The organism is Kitasatospora sp. NBC_01560 (assembly GCF_045208415.1).
In the GTDB taxonomy this organism is placed as follows: domain Bacteria; phylum Actinomycetota; class Actinomycetes; order Streptomycetales; family Streptomycetaceae; genus Kitasatospora.
The window spans coordinates 3804940-3821906 of record NZ_CP109364.1; the positions used below are offsets into that span (position 1 = coordinate 3804940).

15 protein-coding genes and 1 pseudogene are annotated in these 16967 nt (G+C 74.8%); 5 read left to right on the top strand and 11 right to left on the bottom strand.

From position 1 onward, the window contains the following. Positions 1–107 precede the first annotated feature (107 nt). Genes OH807_RS16310 through hutU form a run of 3 tightly spaced genes read right to left on the bottom strand, consistent with a single transcriptional unit; the run spans position 108 to position 4362 of the window. Complete coding sequence (locus OH807_RS16310; protein WP_406199177.1) at positions 108–1484, bottom strand: formimidoylglutamate deiminase; 1377 nt, start codon at positions 1482–1484, stop codon at positions 108–110. After that, positions 1475–2677: an allantoate amidohydrolase gene (locus tag OH807_RS16315; RefSeq protein ID WP_406211015.1), complete on the bottom strand. Its 1203-nt coding sequence runs from the start codon at positions 2675–2677 to the stop codon at positions 1475–1477. Before OH807_RS16315 ends, OH807_RS16310 begins: the two co-directional genes overlap by 10 nt. A gap of 17 nt (positions 2678–2694) precedes the next feature. Continuing rightward, entirely contained in the window at positions 2695–4362 is a 1668-nt protein-coding gene (hutU, locus tag OH807_RS16320; RefSeq protein ID WP_406199179.1) for a urocanate hydratase, read from the bottom strand. Positions 4363–4543: 181 nt separating this feature from the next. Between hutU and OH807_RS16325 the strand changes: the two genes are divergently transcribed. Then, entirely contained in the window at positions 4544–5116 is a 573-nt protein-coding gene (locus tag OH807_RS16325; RefSeq protein WP_406199182.1) for a Uma2 family endonuclease, read from the top strand. Positions 5117–5123: 7 nt separating this feature from the next. Here OH807_RS16325 and OH807_RS16330 read toward each other — a convergent pair whose 3' ends face one another. Beyond that, positions 5124–5444 (bottom strand): hypothetical protein, encoded by a 321-nt coding sequence (locus tag OH807_RS16330; RefSeq protein ID WP_406199184.1) that lies wholly within the window; start codon positions 5442–5444, stop codon positions 5124–5126. A 90-nt stretch (positions 5445–5534) separates the two neighbouring features. Next, positions 5535–6404, bottom strand: coding sequence for a MurR/RpiR family transcriptional regulator (locus OH807_RS16335; protein ID WP_406199186.1), 870 nt, complete (start codon positions 6402–6404; stop codon positions 5535–5537). Positions 6405–6624: 220 nt separating this feature from the next. Between OH807_RS16335 and OH807_RS16340 the strand changes: the two genes are divergently transcribed. Then, the gene (locus OH807_RS16340) at positions 6625–7047 is read left to right on the top strand and encodes a hypothetical protein (protein WP_406199188.1); all 423 of its coding nucleotides are present in this window, start codon (positions 6625–6627) and stop codon (positions 7045–7047) included. A gap of 46 nt (positions 7048–7093) precedes the next feature. On the opposite strand, the gene hutH is transcribed toward OH807_RS16340, so the two are convergent. Then, positions 7094–8671 (bottom strand): histidine ammonia-lyase, encoded by a 1578-nt coding sequence (hutH, locus tag OH807_RS16345; protein ID WP_406211017.1) that lies wholly within the window; start codon positions 8669–8671, stop codon positions 7094–7096. 157 nt (positions 8672–8828) lie between these two features. On the opposite strand from hutH, the gene fdhD reads away from it, so the two are divergent. Beyond that, on the top strand, positions 8829–9659 hold the full coding sequence (fdhD, locus tag OH807_RS16350; protein WP_406199190.1) for a formate dehydrogenase accessory sulfurtransferase FdhD: 831 nt from the start codon (positions 8829–8831) through the stop codon (positions 9657–9659). Positions 9660–9770: 111 nt separating this feature from the next. Here fdhD and OH807_RS16355 read toward each other — a convergent pair whose 3' ends face one another. Beyond that, positions 9771–10253: a MarR family transcriptional regulator gene (locus OH807_RS16355; protein WP_406199192.1), complete on the bottom strand. Its 483-nt coding sequence runs from the start codon at positions 10251–10253 to the stop codon at positions 9771–9773. Between the two features lie 136 nt (positions 10254–10389). Here OH807_RS16355 and OH807_RS16360 point away from each other — a divergent pair, with 136 nt between their 5' ends. Continuing rightward, positions 10390–11235 carry an alpha/beta fold hydrolase gene (locus OH807_RS16360; RefSeq protein ID WP_406199194.1) on the top strand — a complete coding sequence of 282 codons (846 nt, stop codon included), beginning with the start codon at positions 10390–10392 and terminating at the stop codon, positions 11233–11235. Between the two features lie 92 nt (positions 11236–11327). Next, positions 11328–11942: a TetR/AcrR family transcriptional regulator gene (locus OH807_RS16365; protein WP_406199196.1), complete on the top strand. Its 615-nt coding sequence runs from the start codon at positions 11328–11330 to the stop codon at positions 11940–11942. Positions 11943–12052: 110 nt separating this feature from the next. On the opposite strand, the gene OH807_RS16370 is transcribed toward OH807_RS16365, so the two are convergent. The 4 genes and pseudogenes from OH807_RS16370 to OH807_RS16385 all read right to left on the bottom strand — a co-directional run bounded on the left by OH807_RS16370 (position 12053) and on the right by OH807_RS16385 (position 16897). Next, complete coding sequence (locus tag OH807_RS16370; RefSeq protein WP_406199198.1) at positions 12053–12397, bottom strand: hypothetical protein; 345 nt, start codon at positions 12395–12397, stop codon at positions 12053–12055. Positions 12398–13202: 805 nt separating this feature from the next. Then, positions 13203–14339 (bottom strand): annotated as a pseudogene (locus OH807_RS16375) (diguanylate cyclase domain-containing protein); the annotation flags it as partial. A 379-nt stretch (positions 14340–14718) separates the two neighbouring features. After that, positions 14719–15837, bottom strand: coding sequence for an adenylate/guanylate cyclase domain-containing protein (locus OH807_RS16380; protein WP_406199200.1), 1119 nt, complete (start codon positions 15835–15837; stop codon positions 14719–14721). Positions 15838–16006: 169 nt separating this feature from the next. Then, entirely contained in the window at positions 16007–16897 is an 891-nt protein-coding gene (locus tag OH807_RS16385; RefSeq protein ID WP_406199203.1) for a biotin--[acetyl-CoA-carboxylase] ligase, read from the bottom strand. Positions 16898–16967: the final 70 nt, after the last annotated feature.

Here is a 16967-nt window from a genome sequence, read left to right on the forward strand (position 1 = left end):
ACCCTCGCCCCGCCCCCGGGAGTCGGCGGGTACTCGCTCACTCGCGGCGGCCCGGCTGCTCAGCGGCTCGGCTGCTCAGCAGCTCAGCAGCTCAGCGGCACAGCGGCTCAGCAGCTCAGCGCGGCGATCGAGGACCGCAGCGCACCCGGGACGTCCGGCACCAGCTGGTGCACCCCGTCCCGGACGATGTGCCGGCCGCCGACCACCAGGTGCCGCACGTCCGCGGCGGAGGCCGCGAACACCGCGGTCTCGGCGCCCAGCCGGGCGGGCGGGCCCGCCGTGCGCACCGAGTCCAGGGCGATCACGGTGAAGTCGGCCAGGGAGCCGGCCTCGATCCGCCCGGCCTCCGGCCAGCCGAGCGAGGCGTGCCCGTCCTCGGTGCCGGCCCGGAGCAGCGAGTTCGCCGTCCAGTGGCCGCGGGTGCGGGTGCGCAGCCGCTCGTTCAGCTCCAGCGCGCGCGCCTCCTCGAACGGGTCGAGGACGGCGTGGCTGTCACTGCCGAGGGTGACGGCGCAGCCGCCCGAGGCCAGCTGCCGGGCCGGGCCGATGCCGTCCGCGAGGTCCCGTTCGGTGGTGGGGCACATGCAGATGGTGGTGGAGGAGTCGGTGAGGAGCTTGATGTCCTCCTCCGTCAGGTGGGTGGCGTGCACCGCGGAGGTGCGCGGGCCGAGGGCGCCGTGGTCGGCGAGCAGCCGGGTCGGGGTGACGCCGTGCGCGTTGAGGCAGGCGTCGTTCTCGGCGGTCTGCTCGGAGAGGTGGACGTGCAGCGGCGCGTTGCGCGTCGCCGTCCACTGCGCGACGGTGCCGAGCTGGTCGGCGGGGACGGCCCGGACGGAGTGGATCGCGGCGCCGATCCGGGCGTGCTCGCGCGGCTTGAGCGCCTCGACCCGCTCGGCCCAGGCGTCGGCGTCGCCGTCGCTGAAGCGGCGCTGCGGCTTGGTGGGCTCGGCACCGAAGCCGGAGGAGAGGTAGCAGGTGTCCAGCAGCGTGATCCGGATGCCGGCCCGGGCGGCGGCCTCGATCAGCGCCTCGCCCATCGCGTTGGGGTCGTCGTACCGGACGCCGCCGGGCGCGTGGTGCAGGTAGTGGAACTCCCCCACCGCGGTGATCCCGGCGAGCGCCATCTCGGCGTAGACGGCGGTGGCGAGCGCCAGGTAGCTGTCCGGGTCGAGGGCGCCGGCGAACCGGTACATGGTGTCGCGCCACGTCCAGAAGGTGCCGGAGCCGACCTGGACGTTGCCGCGCAGCGCCCGGTGGAACGCGTGCGAGTGCGCGTTGGCCTGGCCCGGCAGCAGCAGCCCCTCCAGCCGGACGGCGCCGGGCGGGCAGGGCCCGCTGTCCGGCGTCACCGCGGTGATCCGGCCGCCCGGGCCGGTGGCGATCAGGACGTCCTGCTCGACCACCGGACCGTTGGCGTGCGGCAGCCAGGCGTACTGCGCCCAGAAAGTCGTCGTTCGCGCGTCTCCGGCACGGCCTACTGACATGCCAGGTCCTCCAGTACGTCGGCGAGGGCGGCCACTCCGGCCAGGCAGTCGGCCGTCTCGGCGTGCTCCGCCGGGGAGTGCGAGACGCCGCTCGGGTTCCGTACGAACAGCATGGCGGTCGGGACGGCCGATGCCAGGATTCCGGCGTCGTGTCCCGCCCCGGTGGGCAGGACGGGCACCCCGCCGGGGGCCCCGTCCCGGCCGAGGCGCCGGGCCAGGCGGTCGCGCAGCGGGCCGTCGAAGTCCACCACCGGGGTGTAGGACTCGCGGGTCAGCTCGACCCGGACGCCGTCGCGCTCGGCCCGCTCGGCCGCGGCCCGCTCGATCTCCCCGATCAGTGCGGCGAGGGTCTCCTCGTCGGCGGCGCGGGAGTCCAGCCAGCCGCGGACCAGCGAGGCGATCGCGTTGGTGCCGTTGGGCTCGACGGCGACCTTGCCGAAGGTGGCCAGGGCGCCCGCGAGCTTCGCCTTCTTCCGCGCGGCGAGCACGGTGTTGGCGTAGGTCAGCATCGGGTCGCGGCGGTCCTCGATCCGGGTGGTGCCGGCGTGGTTGGCCTCGCCATGGAAGTCGAACCGCCAGCGGCCGTGCGGCCAGATCGCGCTGGCCACGCCGACCGGCCGGTCCTCGGTGAGGTACCGGCCCTGCTCGACGTGCAGTTCGACGAACGCGCCGATCCGGGCCAGCCGGTCGCCGTCGGCGCCGATCGCCGCCGGGTCGTAGCCGGCCTTCTCCATCGCGTCGGGCAGCCGGACGCCGTCGGCGTCGCGCAGCTCGTACGCGGCCTCCTTGTCGAGGACTCCCGCGGTGAGCCGGGAGCCGATGCAGGCGACGCCGAACCGGGCGCCCTCCTCGTCACCGAAGTTGACGATCGCCAGCGGCTTGCGGAGTTCGGCGCCGCGCGAGCGCAGCTCGTCCAGGGCGGCGAAGGAGGAGACCACGCCGAGCGGGCCGTCGTAGGCGCCGCCGTCCGGGACGGAGTCCAGGTGCGAGCCGGTGACGACGGCGCCGCCCGCGGCCGGGTCGCCCAGCCAGGCCCACTGGTTGCCGTTGCGGTCCAGTTCGTAGTCGAGGCCGCGGGAGCGGGCCTGCTCCTCGAACCAGGCCCGGCACTCGGCGTCGGCGGAGTCCCAGGCGAAGCGCCGGTAGCCGCCGGAGGAGGCGGAGCGGCCCACCGGGAGCAGCTCCGCCCACATCCGTTCGAAGCTGTCGGTCACAGCTCACCCATCGGGATGCGCACACCGCGCTCGGCGGCGACCTCGTCGGCCCGGTCGTAGCCGGCGTCGACGTGCCGGATGACGCCCATGCCCGGGTCGTTGGTGAGGACCCGGCGGATCTTCTCGCCGGCGAGCGGGGTGCCGTCGGCCACCGTGACCTGGCCGGCGTGGATCGAGCGGCCGATGCCGACGCCGCCGCCGTGGTGGATGGAGACCCAGGACGCGCCGGAGGCGACGTTGACCATGGCGTTGAGCAGCGGCCAGTCGGCGATCGCGTCGGAGCCGTCCAGCATCGCCTCGGTCTCCCGGTACGGGGAGGCGACGGATCCGCAGTCCAGGTGGTCGCGGCCGATGACGATCGGCGCGGACAGCTCGCCGGAGGCGACCATGTCGTTGAAGCGCTCGCCGGCCTTGTCGCGCTCGCCGTAGCCGAGCCAGCAGATCCGCGCCGGGAGGCCCTGGAAGTGCACCTTCTCCTGGGCCATCTTGATCCAGCGGTGCAGGGACTCGTTCTCCGGGAAGAGGTCGAGCACGGCCTTGTCGGTCTTGGCGATGTCCTGCGGGTCACCGGAGAGCGCGGCCCAGCGGAACGGGCCCTTGCCCTCGCAGAACAGCGGGCGGATGTACGCCGGGACGAAGCCGGGGAAGGCGAAGGCGCGGTCGTAGCCGGCCAGCTGGGCCTCGCCGCGGATCGAGTTGCCGTAGTCGAAGACCTCGGCGCCGGCGTCCATGAAGCCGACCATCGCCTCGACGTGCTTGGCCATCGACTCGCGCGAGCGCTGGGTGAACTCGGCCGGCTTCTCGGCCGCGTAGGTCGCCATGTCGTCGAAGGCGACGCCGACCGGCAGGTAGCTCAGCGGGTCGTGGGCGCTGGTCTGGTCGGTGACGATGTCGATCGGCGCGTCCATCGCCAGCAGCTGCGGGAACAGGTCGGCGGCGTTGCCCAGCAGGCCGATGGAGAGCGGCTGCTTCTTGTCGCGGGCCTCGGTGGCCAGCTCCAGCGCGTGCGCGAGGTTCTTGGCCTCGACGTCGAGGTAGCGGTGCTCGATCCGGCGGGAGATCCGCGACGGGTCGCAGTCGATACAGATCGCCACGCCACCGTTCATGGTGACGGCCAGCGGCTGGGCGCCGCCCATCCCGCCGAGGCCGGCGGTGAGGGTGATCGTCCCGGCCAGGGTGCCGTTGAAGCGCTTGTTGGCGACGGCGGCGAAGGTCTCGTAGGTGCCCTGGAGGATGCCCTGGGTGCCGATGTAGATCCACGACCCGGCGGTCATCTGGCCGTACATGGTGAGCCCGAGGCTCTCCAGCCGGCGGAACTCCTCCCAGTTGGCCCAGTCGCCGACGAGGTTGGAGTTGGCGATCAGGACGCGCGGCGCCCACTCGTGGGTCTGCATGACGCCGACCGGCCGGCCGGACTGGACCAGCATGGTCTCGTCCTGCTTCAGCCCCTCCAGCGTCCGCACCATGGCGTCGAAGGAGCGCCAGTCGCGGGCCGCCTTGCCGGTGCCGCCGTAGACGACGAGCTTCGACGGGTGCTCGGCCACCTCGGGGTCGAGGTTGTTCATCAGCATCCGCAGGGCGGCCTCCTGCTGCCACCCCTGGGCCGTCAGCCCCGTCCCGCGCGCCGCACGTACCTCACGCGGTCCGCTCGTCTGCTGCACCATGTCCGGGCCTCCCTACGGATGAATCCATTCAGACTTCTTACAACTGAATATATCCAAACATCCAGCTTCCGACCAGACCCCGACCACATCCGATCAGCCCCGGCCCGGGCGGCCCCCGAGCGCTACCCTGAACGCGGCGAACACCAGCCACTCGGCCCAGCCCCGAGTAGCGGAGGACACGATGACGGCCATCAGCGTGCGACCGGGCAGACTCCGGGACGCGGCGGAGGAGATCGAGCGGAGCACCGGCCTCCGGGTCCAGATCATCGGAGGCACCCTGGTGGTGTCCCCCACCCCTCGCGGCAAGCACGCGGGAACCGTCCGGCGGCTGAGGATCCGGCTGGAGTCGCGGCTGCCGAGCGGGCTCGCCGCCTTCGAGGTGTCCTCCGTCGCCATGCCCGACAACGCGGACGACTACGCCACGCCCGACCTGGTCGTCCTCCCCACCGACTGGGAGGACGACGACGACTGGCTGGCCGACCCGCACGACGTCGCCCTGGCCGTGGAGGTCATCTCCAGTACGGAACGCGCCGGCGGCATCGCCGCCAAGGCCGAGTGGTACGCGATCGCCGGCGTGCCGGTGCTGCTCTCGATCGACCCCCGCACGGGCGTCTGGACCCTGTACACCCATCCGCGCGACGGCGCCTACCGGGGCGTACTGCACGGCACGTACGGGGAGCCCGTGCCGCTCGGCGCACCACTGCCGGCGGAGCTGGACACCGCCGGGCTGCCGCTGTACGCCCGGAAGGGCTGACCGGGCCTCAGGCCGCCTCGCCGTCCCAGTCGATGCCGATCTCGGCGAGCCAGCGGCGGTCGTCGTCGTCCGGCGCGGCCGGGCGGGGCGGGCGGGGGATCTCCTGGACGGGGCCCAGGCCGTACTGTTCGGTGGCGGCGGCGGCCGCCCGGGCATCGGGCTCGATCACGCCGACGTGCACGGCGCTCTCGTCACCCGGGTCGAGGACGATGAGTTCGGGGCCGGGCAGGCGGCGCAGCGTGACGCGGCGTCCGCAGGCGGGGCAGGACCATTCGTCGGCGCCGGAGGCGAGCCGGCCGACGAACTTCATCTCGTGGATCACGCGCATGGCGGCACCCCCTACCTCTGAAGATGCCCGGGTTTGTGCCGCCTATTCCCGGCCGGAGCCACCGCAGGCCCCGGCCGCCGGGGGCCCGGTCTACTCCAGGAAGAGCCCGCGTGCCGTCGCGGCCTGCTCGATCGCCTCCAACCGGGCCTCGGCGCCCGGGAGTTCGTCGCACATGGTCTGCAGCAGCACCCGGCCGAGCATCATCGGCGCGCAGGCGGTGTCGAAGACCAGGCCGGTGCCGACGGCGGCCGGCAGCATCAGGTCGGAGAGCTTGGCGACCGGCGCGAAGGCGCTGTCGGCGACGGTGAGGACGGTCAACCCGCACTCCCGGGCGACGGCCAGAGCGTCCATCAGCTCGCGCGGATAGCGCGGTAGCGCGAAGCAGAGCAGGGCGCCGGCGCCGGCCGCGGCGGCCTGTTCGATCCGGTCGGCGAGCATGCTGCCGCCCTCGTCGAGCAGCCGGATGTCCGGGTGCACCTTGGAGGCGAAGTAGGCGAAGCCGCGCGCCTGCGCCGAGGCGGCCCGCAGGCCCAGGACGGGCAGCGGGCGGGAGGCGGCGAGCAGCCGGGCCGCGCGGGTGATCGGCTCGGGGTCGGCGAGGAGCTCGGCGAGCAGGCGCAGGTGCTCGATCTCGGCGAGGACGGCCTGCTGGTGCTCGTTGCGGACGGCGTCGGCCGGCGTCTCCGCGGCGGACGGCTCACCGGCGCCCAGCTCGCGCAGCTGCTTGCGCAGCGCCGGGTAGCCGTCGTAGCCGAGCGCCACCGCGAAGCGGGTGACGGAGGGCTGGCTGACCCCGGCGAGTTCGGCGACCTCCACGCTGGAGAGGAACGGCGCCTCGGTGGCGTGCCGGACCAGCGAGTGGGCGATCCGGCGCTGGGTGGGGGTGAGCCGGTGGCCCTCGAAGAGCTGGAGCAGCCGGGCGGAGGGGCCGACCGTGCCGTGGTCGTCGATGGCGGTCATCAGCGGTACCTCCGGGTGCGAGCTGTTCGGACGACGACTGTGCAGCAGCATGCCCCGGCTGGCAAAGACGTCTCGTACGCCGGGACACCCGGCGAGACGTCCCGCCGGGTCGGACCCGGCCCCGGTGCGCCTCGGGGTGACCCTGATTTCCCCCTGATCCGGCCCGGAATACCGCGCCCGCCGGTGGACCGCGGACGTCTCGGGGCACCAAGCTGTCGCCATGGACACTCGTCAGGACGAAATGCGGCGCGACCTCGACGCCACCCTGCAGGCCCGCAAGGAGCTGGGCAAGGAGTACGAGTCGGAGCTGGTCGACTCGTTCCTGGCCAAGCTCGACGCCCGGCTGGACGCCCGCCTCGACGCCAGGGTGGAGCGCCGGGTGGCCGAGCGGCTGGACGGCCACGGGCCGGCCGAGCACCTGCGCCGGCGCCGGTTCGGGCGCTCCACCTCGAAGCTGCCGCTGGCCTCGCTGGTTCTCGGCATCCCGCTGACCGCCATCGCGTCCGACGGCGGCAACGGCTTCAGCAGGTTCATGGGGCTGCTGGTCTGCTGGGTCGGCATCGTCGGGGTCAACTTCGCCGCCGTGCTGGGCGAGCGGCGCGAGCAGCAGCGGGCCGAGTCGTCGCGGGGCGACTGGGACTAGGGGCGGACGAACCCGGGAGCCCGGCCGCCTCCGCGACACCGCGTCGTCAGGCCAGCGGCCCGGTGACCTGCTCGACCGCGTGCACCAGCGCGCCGGAGGCGACCAGCGCCGCGGCGGCCTCCAGGTCCGGCGAGAGGAAGCGGTCACGGCCGGCGCCGCCGACCCCGGCCTCCCGGGCGACGGCCATGGCGGCGGCGCTGGCCGGAGCCACCGTGCCGCCACCGTCGGCCTGCGCGCGGATCTCCAGCGCGCGGGAGGCGGCAGTCAGCTCGACGGCGAGGATCCGGCCGAGGTTGTCGACCGCCTGGCGCAGCTTGCGGGCCGCGGACCAGCCCATCGAGACGTGGTCCTCCTGCATCGCGGAGGACGGGATCGAGTCGACCGAGGCCGGCACCGCGAGCCGCTTGTTCTCGCTGACCAGCGCGGCCTGGGTGTACTGGGCGATCATCAGGCCGGAGTCCACGCCCGGGTCGTCGGCCAGGAAGGCCGGCAGGCCGTGCGAGCGGGCCTTGTCGAGCAGCCGGTCGGTGCGGCGCTCGGAGATCGAGCCGAGGTCGGCGGCGGCGATGGCGAGGAAGTCCAGCACGTACGCGACCGGGGCACCGTGGAAGTTGCCGTTGGACTCGACGCGGCCGTCCGGCAGGACCACCGGGTTGTCGACCGAGGCCGCGAGCTCGCGGGAGGCGACCAGCGCGGCGTGGGCCAGCGTGTCGCGGCCGGCGCCGGCCACCTGCGGGGCGCAGCGGATCGAGTAGGCGTCCTGGACGCGCGGCGCGTCGTCCTGGTGGTGGCCGGTGAGGCCGGAGCCCTTGAGGACGGCCAGCATGTTGGCGGCGGCGAGCGCCTGGCCGGGGTGCGGGCGGATCGGGGCGTGCAGCTCGGGGGCGAGCACCTTGTCGGTGCCGAGCAGTGCCTCCAGCGTCATCGCGGCGGTGATGTCGGCGGTGGTGAACAGGCGCTGGAGGTCGGAGACGGCCATCACGAGCATGCCGAGCATGCCGTCGGTGCCGTTGATGAGGGCCAGGCCCTCCTTCTCCAGCAGCTCGACCGGCTCGATGCCGGCCGCGGCGAGCAGCTCGCCGGCGGGCTTCTCGACGCCGTCGGGGCCGGTGGCCACGCCCTCGCCCATCAGCACCAGGGCGCAGTGCGAGAGCGGCGCGAGGTCCCCGGAGCAGCCGAGCGAGCCGAACTCCCGGACGACCGGGGTGATGCCGGCGTTGAGGACGTCCGCCATGGTCTGCGCGACCAGCGGGCGCACCCCGGTCCGGCCGGAGGCCAGCGTCTTCATCCGCAGGAACATCAGCGCGCGGACGACCTCGCGCTCGACGGCCGGGCCCATGCCGGCGGCGTGCGAGCGCACCAGCGAGCGCTGCAGCTGGGCGCGGAGCTCCGGGCTGATGTGGCGGACGGCGAGCGCGCCGAAGCCGGTCGAGACGCCGTAGACGGGGCGGGGCTCGGCCGCGAGGGCCTCGATCCGGGCACGCGCGGCCGCCATCTCGGCGAGCGCGTCGGGACCGATCTCGATCCGGGCGTTGCCACGGGCGACGGCCAGCACGTCCTCGGCGCTGACGTCGGCCTTGCCGACCTGGACGAGCGGCGCGTGGGGGGCCGCAGCACTGTGCATATCCATATACACCATCACATCAGGTGAATGGAGATATGACAACCGTCCGGAGCCATTCGGCCGCCGCGAACTCCGACACCCGTCAGCAGGATTTTCGGTTACCCCGCCCGGTGGCGCACGCTGTGGAGGTGACGGACAGCGTGGAGGTGGCGGGGCGATGACGCGGGCGACGGCGCGACGACGGGTGGTGCGGCTGCGGGGCGACGCGCGCAGCACGCGGCCGGACGCCCTGGCGGCGGAGGAGCCGCTGGAGATCCGGCTCGGCGGCGAGCCGCTCACGGTGACCATGCGCACCCCGGGCGCGGACTTCGACCTGGTGGCCGGCTTCCTGGTCGGCGAGGGCCTGGTGCACGCGGCCGACGGGCTCGCGGCGCTGCGCTACTGCGCCGGGACGGACGAGGCGGGCGCCAACACGTACAACGTGGTCGACGCGACCCTGCGCGGCGCCGGCACCGTCCCGCTCTCCGCCCATCGCAACCTGCTCACCACCAGCGCCTGCGGCCTCTGCGGCCGGGACACCGTCGACGCCGTCCGCACCCACGTCCGCCACCCCGTCGCGGACGACCCGCTGACCGTCCCGCCCGCGCTGCTGTACGGGCTGCCGGACCGGCTCCGGGCCGCCCAGCGCACCTTCGAGTCCACCGGCGGCCTGCACGCGGCCGGCCTCTTCGACGGCACGACCGGCGAACTGCTCTGCGCCCGCGAGGACGTCGGCCGGCACAACGCGGTGGACAAGGTGGTCGGCTGGGCACTGCGGGCGGGCCTGCTGCCGCTCACCGGGCACGTCCTGCTGGTCAGCGGCCGGGCGTCGTTCGAGCTCACCCAGAAGGCGGCGCTGGCCGGCGTCCCGCTGCTGGCGGCCGTCTCGGCGCCGTCCTCGCTGGCGGTCGAGCTCGCCGAGGAGCTGGGCCTGACCCTGGTCGGCTTCCTGCGCGGCGAGGGCGCCAACGTGTACACCCGGGCGGACCGGATCGCCGACCGGCCGTAGGCCCGCGCAGTACACCGAGCGACCGCAGTACCGACCGGCCGCGGTACCGCGCGGCGCACCGACCGGCCGCAGTGCCGCCCGGGTCACCGACCGGCCGCGGTACCGCCCGGGTCACCGACCGGCCGTGGGCCCGTCGGCCGCCTCCGCCCGCAGCCTCCGCAGCGAGGCGGGCGTGAGCCGCCGGGCCAGCACCTCCAGCGCCGCCAGCACCTCGGCCAGCTCCGCCGGGTCGTCCGTGCCGAGCGCCCGGGCCAGCGCCTCGTCGACCGGCGCGGCGGCCACCTGGGCCCGGCGGGCGGAGATCTCGGGCGCCCGCCGGGCGAGCAGCCGGCGGCGGTCCCGGGGGTCGGCCTCGGTGACGATCGAACCGACCTCGCGCAGCCGCGCGACGGCCGCGGACACCTGACTCTGCGGCAGGCCGGTCCGGGCGGCGATCTCGCCGACGGCGCTGCCCGGGTGCGCGTAGACGTCGCTCATCACCACGACGACCGACTTGACCCCGCGGGCACGCTCGCCGTCCGCCGTCGCCGGGACGGCCTCCTCGCCGATCTTCGCCAACGTCCGGCCGAGCAGCAGCAGTTCGACTCCGTTCATGGGGCCAAGGTACATCAGAAGAGATGTATCGAAAATTATCCATCGATCTCGATGCATCTCTATTGATGCATCGAAAGCGATGCTCTACCGTTGGAGCCGACGGCGGCCGCCCGGCCGCCCGGGGAGGGGACCCACCATGACCACCGCACTGCTCGACACCGCCGGCGCCCGCATCCACCACCAGGTCCGGGGCAGCGGCCCGGTCCTGCTGATCGCCCAGAGCGGCGAGGGCGACGCCGACCGCGGCGCCGACCTGGTGGCCCGACTGGCCGACCGGTACACCGTGGTGACGTACGACCGGCGGGGGCTGTCCCGCAGCCCCCTCGACCGGCCCGGCAGCGCCCCGACCGTCCAGGAGCACGCCGACGACGCCCACCGGCTGCTCGCCGCCCTCACCGACCGGCCCGCCCTGATGCTCGGCTGCAGCTTCGGCGCGCTGATCGGGCTCCAGCTGGCCCACGACCACCCGGGGCAGCTGAGCACGCTGGTCGCCCACGAGCCGGCCGCGCCGCGGCTGCTGCCGGCCGGGGAGTGCGCCGCGACGCTGGGCGCGCTGGCCGGGATCCAGCAGGTGTTCCACCGGGACGGCTGGCGGGCCGCACTGGGCGGGGTGATGGCGATCACCGGGATCGACCCGGCCCGCCAGGAGCGCGAGTCCGAAGTCCGCCCGGAACCGTTCGGCCCGGAGCGCGCGGCCAACTTCACCGCCTTCCTCACCCACGACCTGACCACCGTGCGCCGCAGCACCCTCGGCCCGGCCGAGGCCGACGCGCTCGCCACCGGTCCGACCCGGGTGGTGCCCGCCGTCGGCCTGACCACCGACCCGACGGTGTACAGCTACCGCTGCGCCGAGGAGCTGGCCGGGCGGCTCGGCACCGCCCTCACCCGCCTCCCCGGCGGCCACAACGGCAACCTGACGCACCCCCGGGCCTTCGCGGCCCGGCTCGACGAGGTGCTGACCGCGGCGCTCCGGACCGGCTGAGCCCCGGCCTCACCGACGGCGCGACAGCCGGGCGGCCGCACCATTCACCCAAGACGATACGCACCGTCTCGCTGTGCGGGTACGATGGCGCCATGTCCCGTCACCCCGCACCCGACCCCGGCCGCCGCAGCGAGCAGAGCCGCACCGCGATCCTGACCGCCGCCGCCGAGCTGGTCGCCGAGCTCGGCTTCGCCAAGCTCACCATCGAGAAGATCGCCGCCCGGGCCGGCGTCGGCAAGCAGACCATCTACCGCTGGTGGCCCTCCAAGGGCGCGGTGGTCTTCGACGCCTTCCTGGCCGCCGACCAGCAGGCCTCCGGCGGCAGCCTCGCCCTCCCGGACACCGGCGACCTCGCCGCCGACCTGCGGGCCGTCCTGCGCCCCACCGTCGACCAGCTCACCGATCCGGCCTTCGACCGCACCGGCCGCGCGCTCGCCGCCGAGGTCCTCACCGACCCCGCACTGCTCCGCGAGTACCGCGAGCGGATGCTGGACCAGTTGCTCGCGGCCACCCGCGACCGGCTGCGCAGCGCCCGCACGGCCGGGCAGCTCGCCGAGGACGCCGACCTCGACCTCGGGGTCGAGCTGCTCTACGGCCCGATGTACTACCGCTGGCTGCACGGCCTCGGAGCGCTCGACCACGCGTACGCGGACCGCCTCGTGACGGCGGCCCTGCGCGCGCTCGGCGCCCCGGAGGGCGGCAGCTAGCCGCGGCTCCGGCGAAGGCCTCCGGCTCCGGCTCCGGCTCCGGCGAAAGGGTCCGGCGAAGGTCTCCGGCGAAGGTCTCCGGCAAAGGCCGGCCGCGGTCGCCGCGCGGGTCAGCTGCGGTTGCGGCGGCGGAGGAGCATCACGATCACCGCGATGATCACCGCGATGATCACGAGCACCACCACGGCGCCGATGACCAGGCCGATGAGCTTGCCGAAGGAGCTCTTCTTCTTCTTTTTCTTCGCCTTGTCCTTGGACGCGGCCAGTTGGGTGGTGTCGTGCCGGTCGGCCGACGCAGCGGCGGCGGGCGCCACGGCCGGAGCGGCGGCGGCGACCGCGACGGTGCCCACCGCGGCGGCGCGCGGTGCGGCCTGCGCGGCCGGGGCGGCGGCGAGCGCGGCGCCGCCGAAGGCGAGCGTCGCGGCCAGGACAAGGCTCGTCAGCCGAGCACGCATGGTGTGAACCCCCGATCCGGCCGGCCCCGATGGCCCACCGACGGCGGACACCATCCCACGCCCGGCCTCCCCCGCCCAGCCCTCCGGACCGCTCCGAACCGGACCGCGACCCGCTCGGAACAGACCGGTCACCGAATCTGCACAACCCGGGCGCCGCACGGCCGCCGCACGGCTGCCGGGGGAACGCCGGGCGGGTGACGCCGGCCCCGGCGCGCCGTCAGCCCGAGGGCGGCGAGGCCGGGCCGGACAGCGCCACCGCCACCAGCGCGCGCATCGCACAGGCGGCCTGGCCGAGCGGGAGGGTGGCGTCGTCGGCGAACAGCTCGACCAGCCAGCCGCCGGCCGCGTTCTGGCCGCCCGCCGCCACCATGCCGCGGTAACCGGAGACCACCAGCATGGCCTCCTCGGCCGGATCGTTGCCGGCCGCCCCGGCCCGCAGCGCGAACGCCCCGCCGTACACGGCCGTCCGGGTCATCGGGTAGTGGCGCAGGTCGAAGACGGCGTCCGGGGCCTCGATCTGGGCCCGCTGGGTCTCCGCCCGGGAGCTGCTGGGCCCGCTGGTCATCCGGTAGACGGCGTGCTGGGCCGTCCGCATCAGCTGCGAGCCCGGCGGGACGTACGAGACCCACCAGCCGACCGCGTCCAGCAGCCGGGCCGAGGTCTCCGCGACGACGGCGAGCTTGCCGATGGTGTCGGCGGGGTGGACGGAGCGCGTCGTGCCGTGCTGGTCCAGCGCGGCGAGCACCGCGGTGAGCAGCTGGCCCGGGTCGGCGCTGTGCGCGGCGCCCCGGAACCGCCGCCGGTCGCCGGAGCCGGCCCGGCCGCCGCCACGGCCGCGGCCGTCGGCCCGGTGGTGCGGGTCGGCGGCGTCGGCGAGCAGCACGGTCGGATCGGGCGAGAAGCCGGGCCCGTGGCTGCGCCCGGCGACCACCGGGTGGGCCGAGCGGGCGGCCTTGGCCCGGTACTGGGCGGCGTCGGCCAGCCGGAACAGCCGGTCGGCGGTGGTGACCGGGCCGATCGAGTCCCCCGTGGAGGCGACCCCGCAGGCGACCCCCTCCCCCTCGGCGAGCGCGAGGGCCCGGGCGCAGAGTTCCTCGGCGACGGCGACCACCTCGTCCGCCTTCTGGCCCTCGACCAGCAGGCAGAACTCGTCACCGCCGAGCCGGGCGGCGAGCGAGCCGGGCAGCTTGGCGGCGGCCAGGGACAGCTGGTGGGCGAAGCGCTCCAGCAGCCGGTCGCCCATCTCGTGGCCGAGCTGGTCGTTGACCCGCTTGAGGCCGTTGACGTCGCAGACCACCAGCGAGACGACGGTGTTGTCCCGGTTGTGCGCCTCCAGCGCACCCTCCAGCCGGGCGTCCACCGCCCGCCGGTTGGCCAGGCCGGTGAGCGGGTCGGAGAAGGCGAGCTTGCGCAGGTCGGCCAGCCGCTCGGTCTGGGCGAGGCCGGCCGAGATCTGGGCCGCGAGCAGGGTGGCGTAGTCGGCGTCGGCCTCGGTGAACTCGGGCAGCCCGACCGTCCGGGCCAGGTAGAGCTCGCCCCAGGCCTGGCCGTGCAGCACGATCGGCGCGACCACGCAGCAGGCCCGGCCGCGCCGGCGCAGCGCCGCGGCGCGCTCCTGGCAGTACGCGCCGGCGGTGGGGTGCAGGTGTCCGGCGTGCGGCTCGGAGTCCTCCGCACTCTGTAGCCAGGCGCGCGGGAGGCGGCCGGTGGTCCAGCGCTCCTCCAAGTAGGTGACGATCTCGGGGAAGTCGGCCACCGGGTAGGACTCGTCCTCCGGCAGCTCCTCCTCGCCCGGCGCCAGCTCACCGTGGTTGACCAGCACCCGGAGCCGGCCGGACTCGCGGTCCCAGACCGAGACCGCCGCCATGGTGGCGCCGAGCGCCTCGGTGGCGCGGACGGCGGCCGCCCGGACGGCCTCCAGCGGGGTGAGCGCGCCCGCCATGTCCTGGGCGAGCCCGACCACGGACTTCAGCCGCAGGTCGGGGGCGGCGGCCGGCTCCTCCTGGTCGCAGTCGCAGCCGCGGTCCGTCGTGATCGCCTCGCTGCCCACCGGCTCGCCTCGCTCCCTGTGCTCGGTCCGGCCCGCCCCCGTGACGGGCCCGGCCGGAGCCCGCACCGGTCGAGAAGCCTCACCCGGCTGCACCCGTCCGGCCGCTTGCACCAAGACTATGGCGACTTCGCTCGGTTATGCCCCGTTTGCCGGGAATGATCAACGGAACCGTACGGGTTTCAACCGTTCGGCCACTCCGGAGCCCCGCACCCCCGACCGACCGCCCCGCCCACGACCACGCAGCGACCCGCAGCGACCGGCGGCGACCGCGCTAGGACGTGCGCAGCCGCCGGGAGAGCAGCCAGGGCTCGACCAGTCCGAGCCCGCGCACCGGGCGGCGCCACATCGGCTGCAGATTGAACCGGTGGCCGGCATCCGGCCCGGCCGGGCCCGCGGCGGGCAGGCCGGCGGCGGCCGACAGCGCCTCGGCCAGGCCCGGCCCGTCCGCGTCGGCCGGGGCGACGCTGCCGTTCTGCTCCAGCGCCGCGGCGAACTCGCCGTCGATCAGCACCGCGTCCTTGGGCGCGATCGAGGTGAGCCGGCTCGCCAGATTGACGGTGGTGCCGAAGACGTCGCCCATCCGCGAGGTGACGGTGCCGAAGGCCATGCCGACCCGCAGCGCCGGGATGCTGTCGTCCTCGGCGAGTGCCTCGATCAGGCTGAGCGCGATCTCGGCGGCGGTCGACGGGTCCTCGGAGACGTAGAGGATCTCGTCGCCGAGGGTCTTGATCACCCGGCCGCCCTGGCCCGCGATCAGGTCGGAGCAGGTGTTCTCGAAGGTCTCGACCAGCTCGCCGAGCTCCTCCTCCTCCAGTCGGCGGGAGAGCCGGGTGAAGCCGACCAGATCGGCGAAGCCGACGGCGAGCCGGCCGCTGGTGATCTCGGTGTCCTCGGCGGCCTGGACCACCCGGCCGGTGACGGCGGCCAGCTGCCGGCGCCAGACGTAGACGAGGAACTGCTCCAGCTCCGGGAGCAGCAGCTCGACCAGCGGGTAGGCCACCTCGGCACGGGTCAGGCCGGGTTCGACGGACTGGGTGAGGTTCTCCAGGAAGGTGTCCATCTGCCAGCCGGCCAGCCGGGCGGTGGTCTGCCCGGTGGACCGCGCGACCTGGATCGCCATCGACTCGCTGAGCAGCCCCGACTCCACCAGGCCGGCCAGCCGGCGCAGCGCGATCACGTCGCCGTCGGTGAGCGCCCGGGACTGCCCGATGTCCGGGAACCCCATGGCGCGCCAGAAGCGGGTGGCCAGTTCCATCGGGACGTCGGCGGCGCGCGCGGCCTGGTACGGGGTGTAGCGGCGCGGCGCGTCCAGGATCAGGCGTTCCAGGTCGAGCGCGACCGTCTGGTCGTGGGTGCCCGCCGTTTCGCCGCTGCTGTCGTCCTCTGCCACCGGTCCGTCCCCGTGCGGTTGCCGCACTTGCCTCGTGTCCCGCCTGTCCGGGCGCGCCCGCCACCCGGCAGGCAGTGGCGCGCCTCACACTGCTGCCGGGTTGAATATTCGCACGGAATCCCGCGATCCGGGGCATCCGCCCGGGTCAAAGGGAGGTGAAGACTGCCGCTCAGTGCGGCTCGGGGCGTACGTGGACGACATCGCCCGCGCCGACCGGCTGCCGGTTTCCGTCGGGGGTGCGGACCACCAGCCGGCCGTCGCCGTCGATCGCCACGGCCTCGCCGCGCAGCTCGCGGTCGCCGGGCAGCTGGACCCTGACCTCCCGGCCGAGGGTGGTGCAGCGGTCCGCGTACGCGGGGAGCAGGCCGCTGGCGTGCGGGTCGCCGGCGGCGGCCGTCCACTCCGTGTAGAGCACGGCGAAGTCGCGCAGCAGGGCGCGCAGCAGGGTCGCCCGGTCGGTGACGGTGGCGCCGGCCAGGGCCAGCGAGGCGGCGGCGGGGACGGGCAGCTCGTCCGCCCGGAGCGACACGTTGATGCCCAGTCCGGCCACCACCGCGCCGCCGCTCAGCTCGGTGAGGATGCCGCCGAGCTTGCGCTCGGTACCGTCGATCTCGGTCTGGAGGTCGTTCGGCCACTTGAGGCCCACCTCCGTCCCGGCGACCCGGCTCAGGGTGCCGGCCGCGGCGACGCCGACCAGGATCGGCAACCAGCCGTACCGTTCGACGGGTACCTCGTCCGGGCGAAGCAGGAGCGAGAGGAACAGCCCCGAGCGGGCCGGCGCCGTCCACCGCCGCTCCAGCCGCCCGCGCCCGGCGTTCTGCTCCTCGGCGACCAGCACCGCACCCTGCGCGGCGCCCTCCCGGGCCCGCGCGGCCAGGTCGCTGTTGGTGGAGCCGGTCTCGGTGACGACGTCCAGCGAGGTCCAGAGCCCGCCCGGCAGCACCAGGTCCCGGCGCAGCCCGGCGGCGTCCAGCGGCGGCCGGTCCAGATCGGTCCAGGGCGACGGCCCGGCATGGCCGAAGCCGCGAAGTCCACTGCGGCGGGGAGTCTCCGATGTCATGGGCCGAGCCTAGGGTCCGGTGGCGGGCTCCCGCCCGCCGGGCCGCGCCGCACCCGGGTGGCCGTAGGCC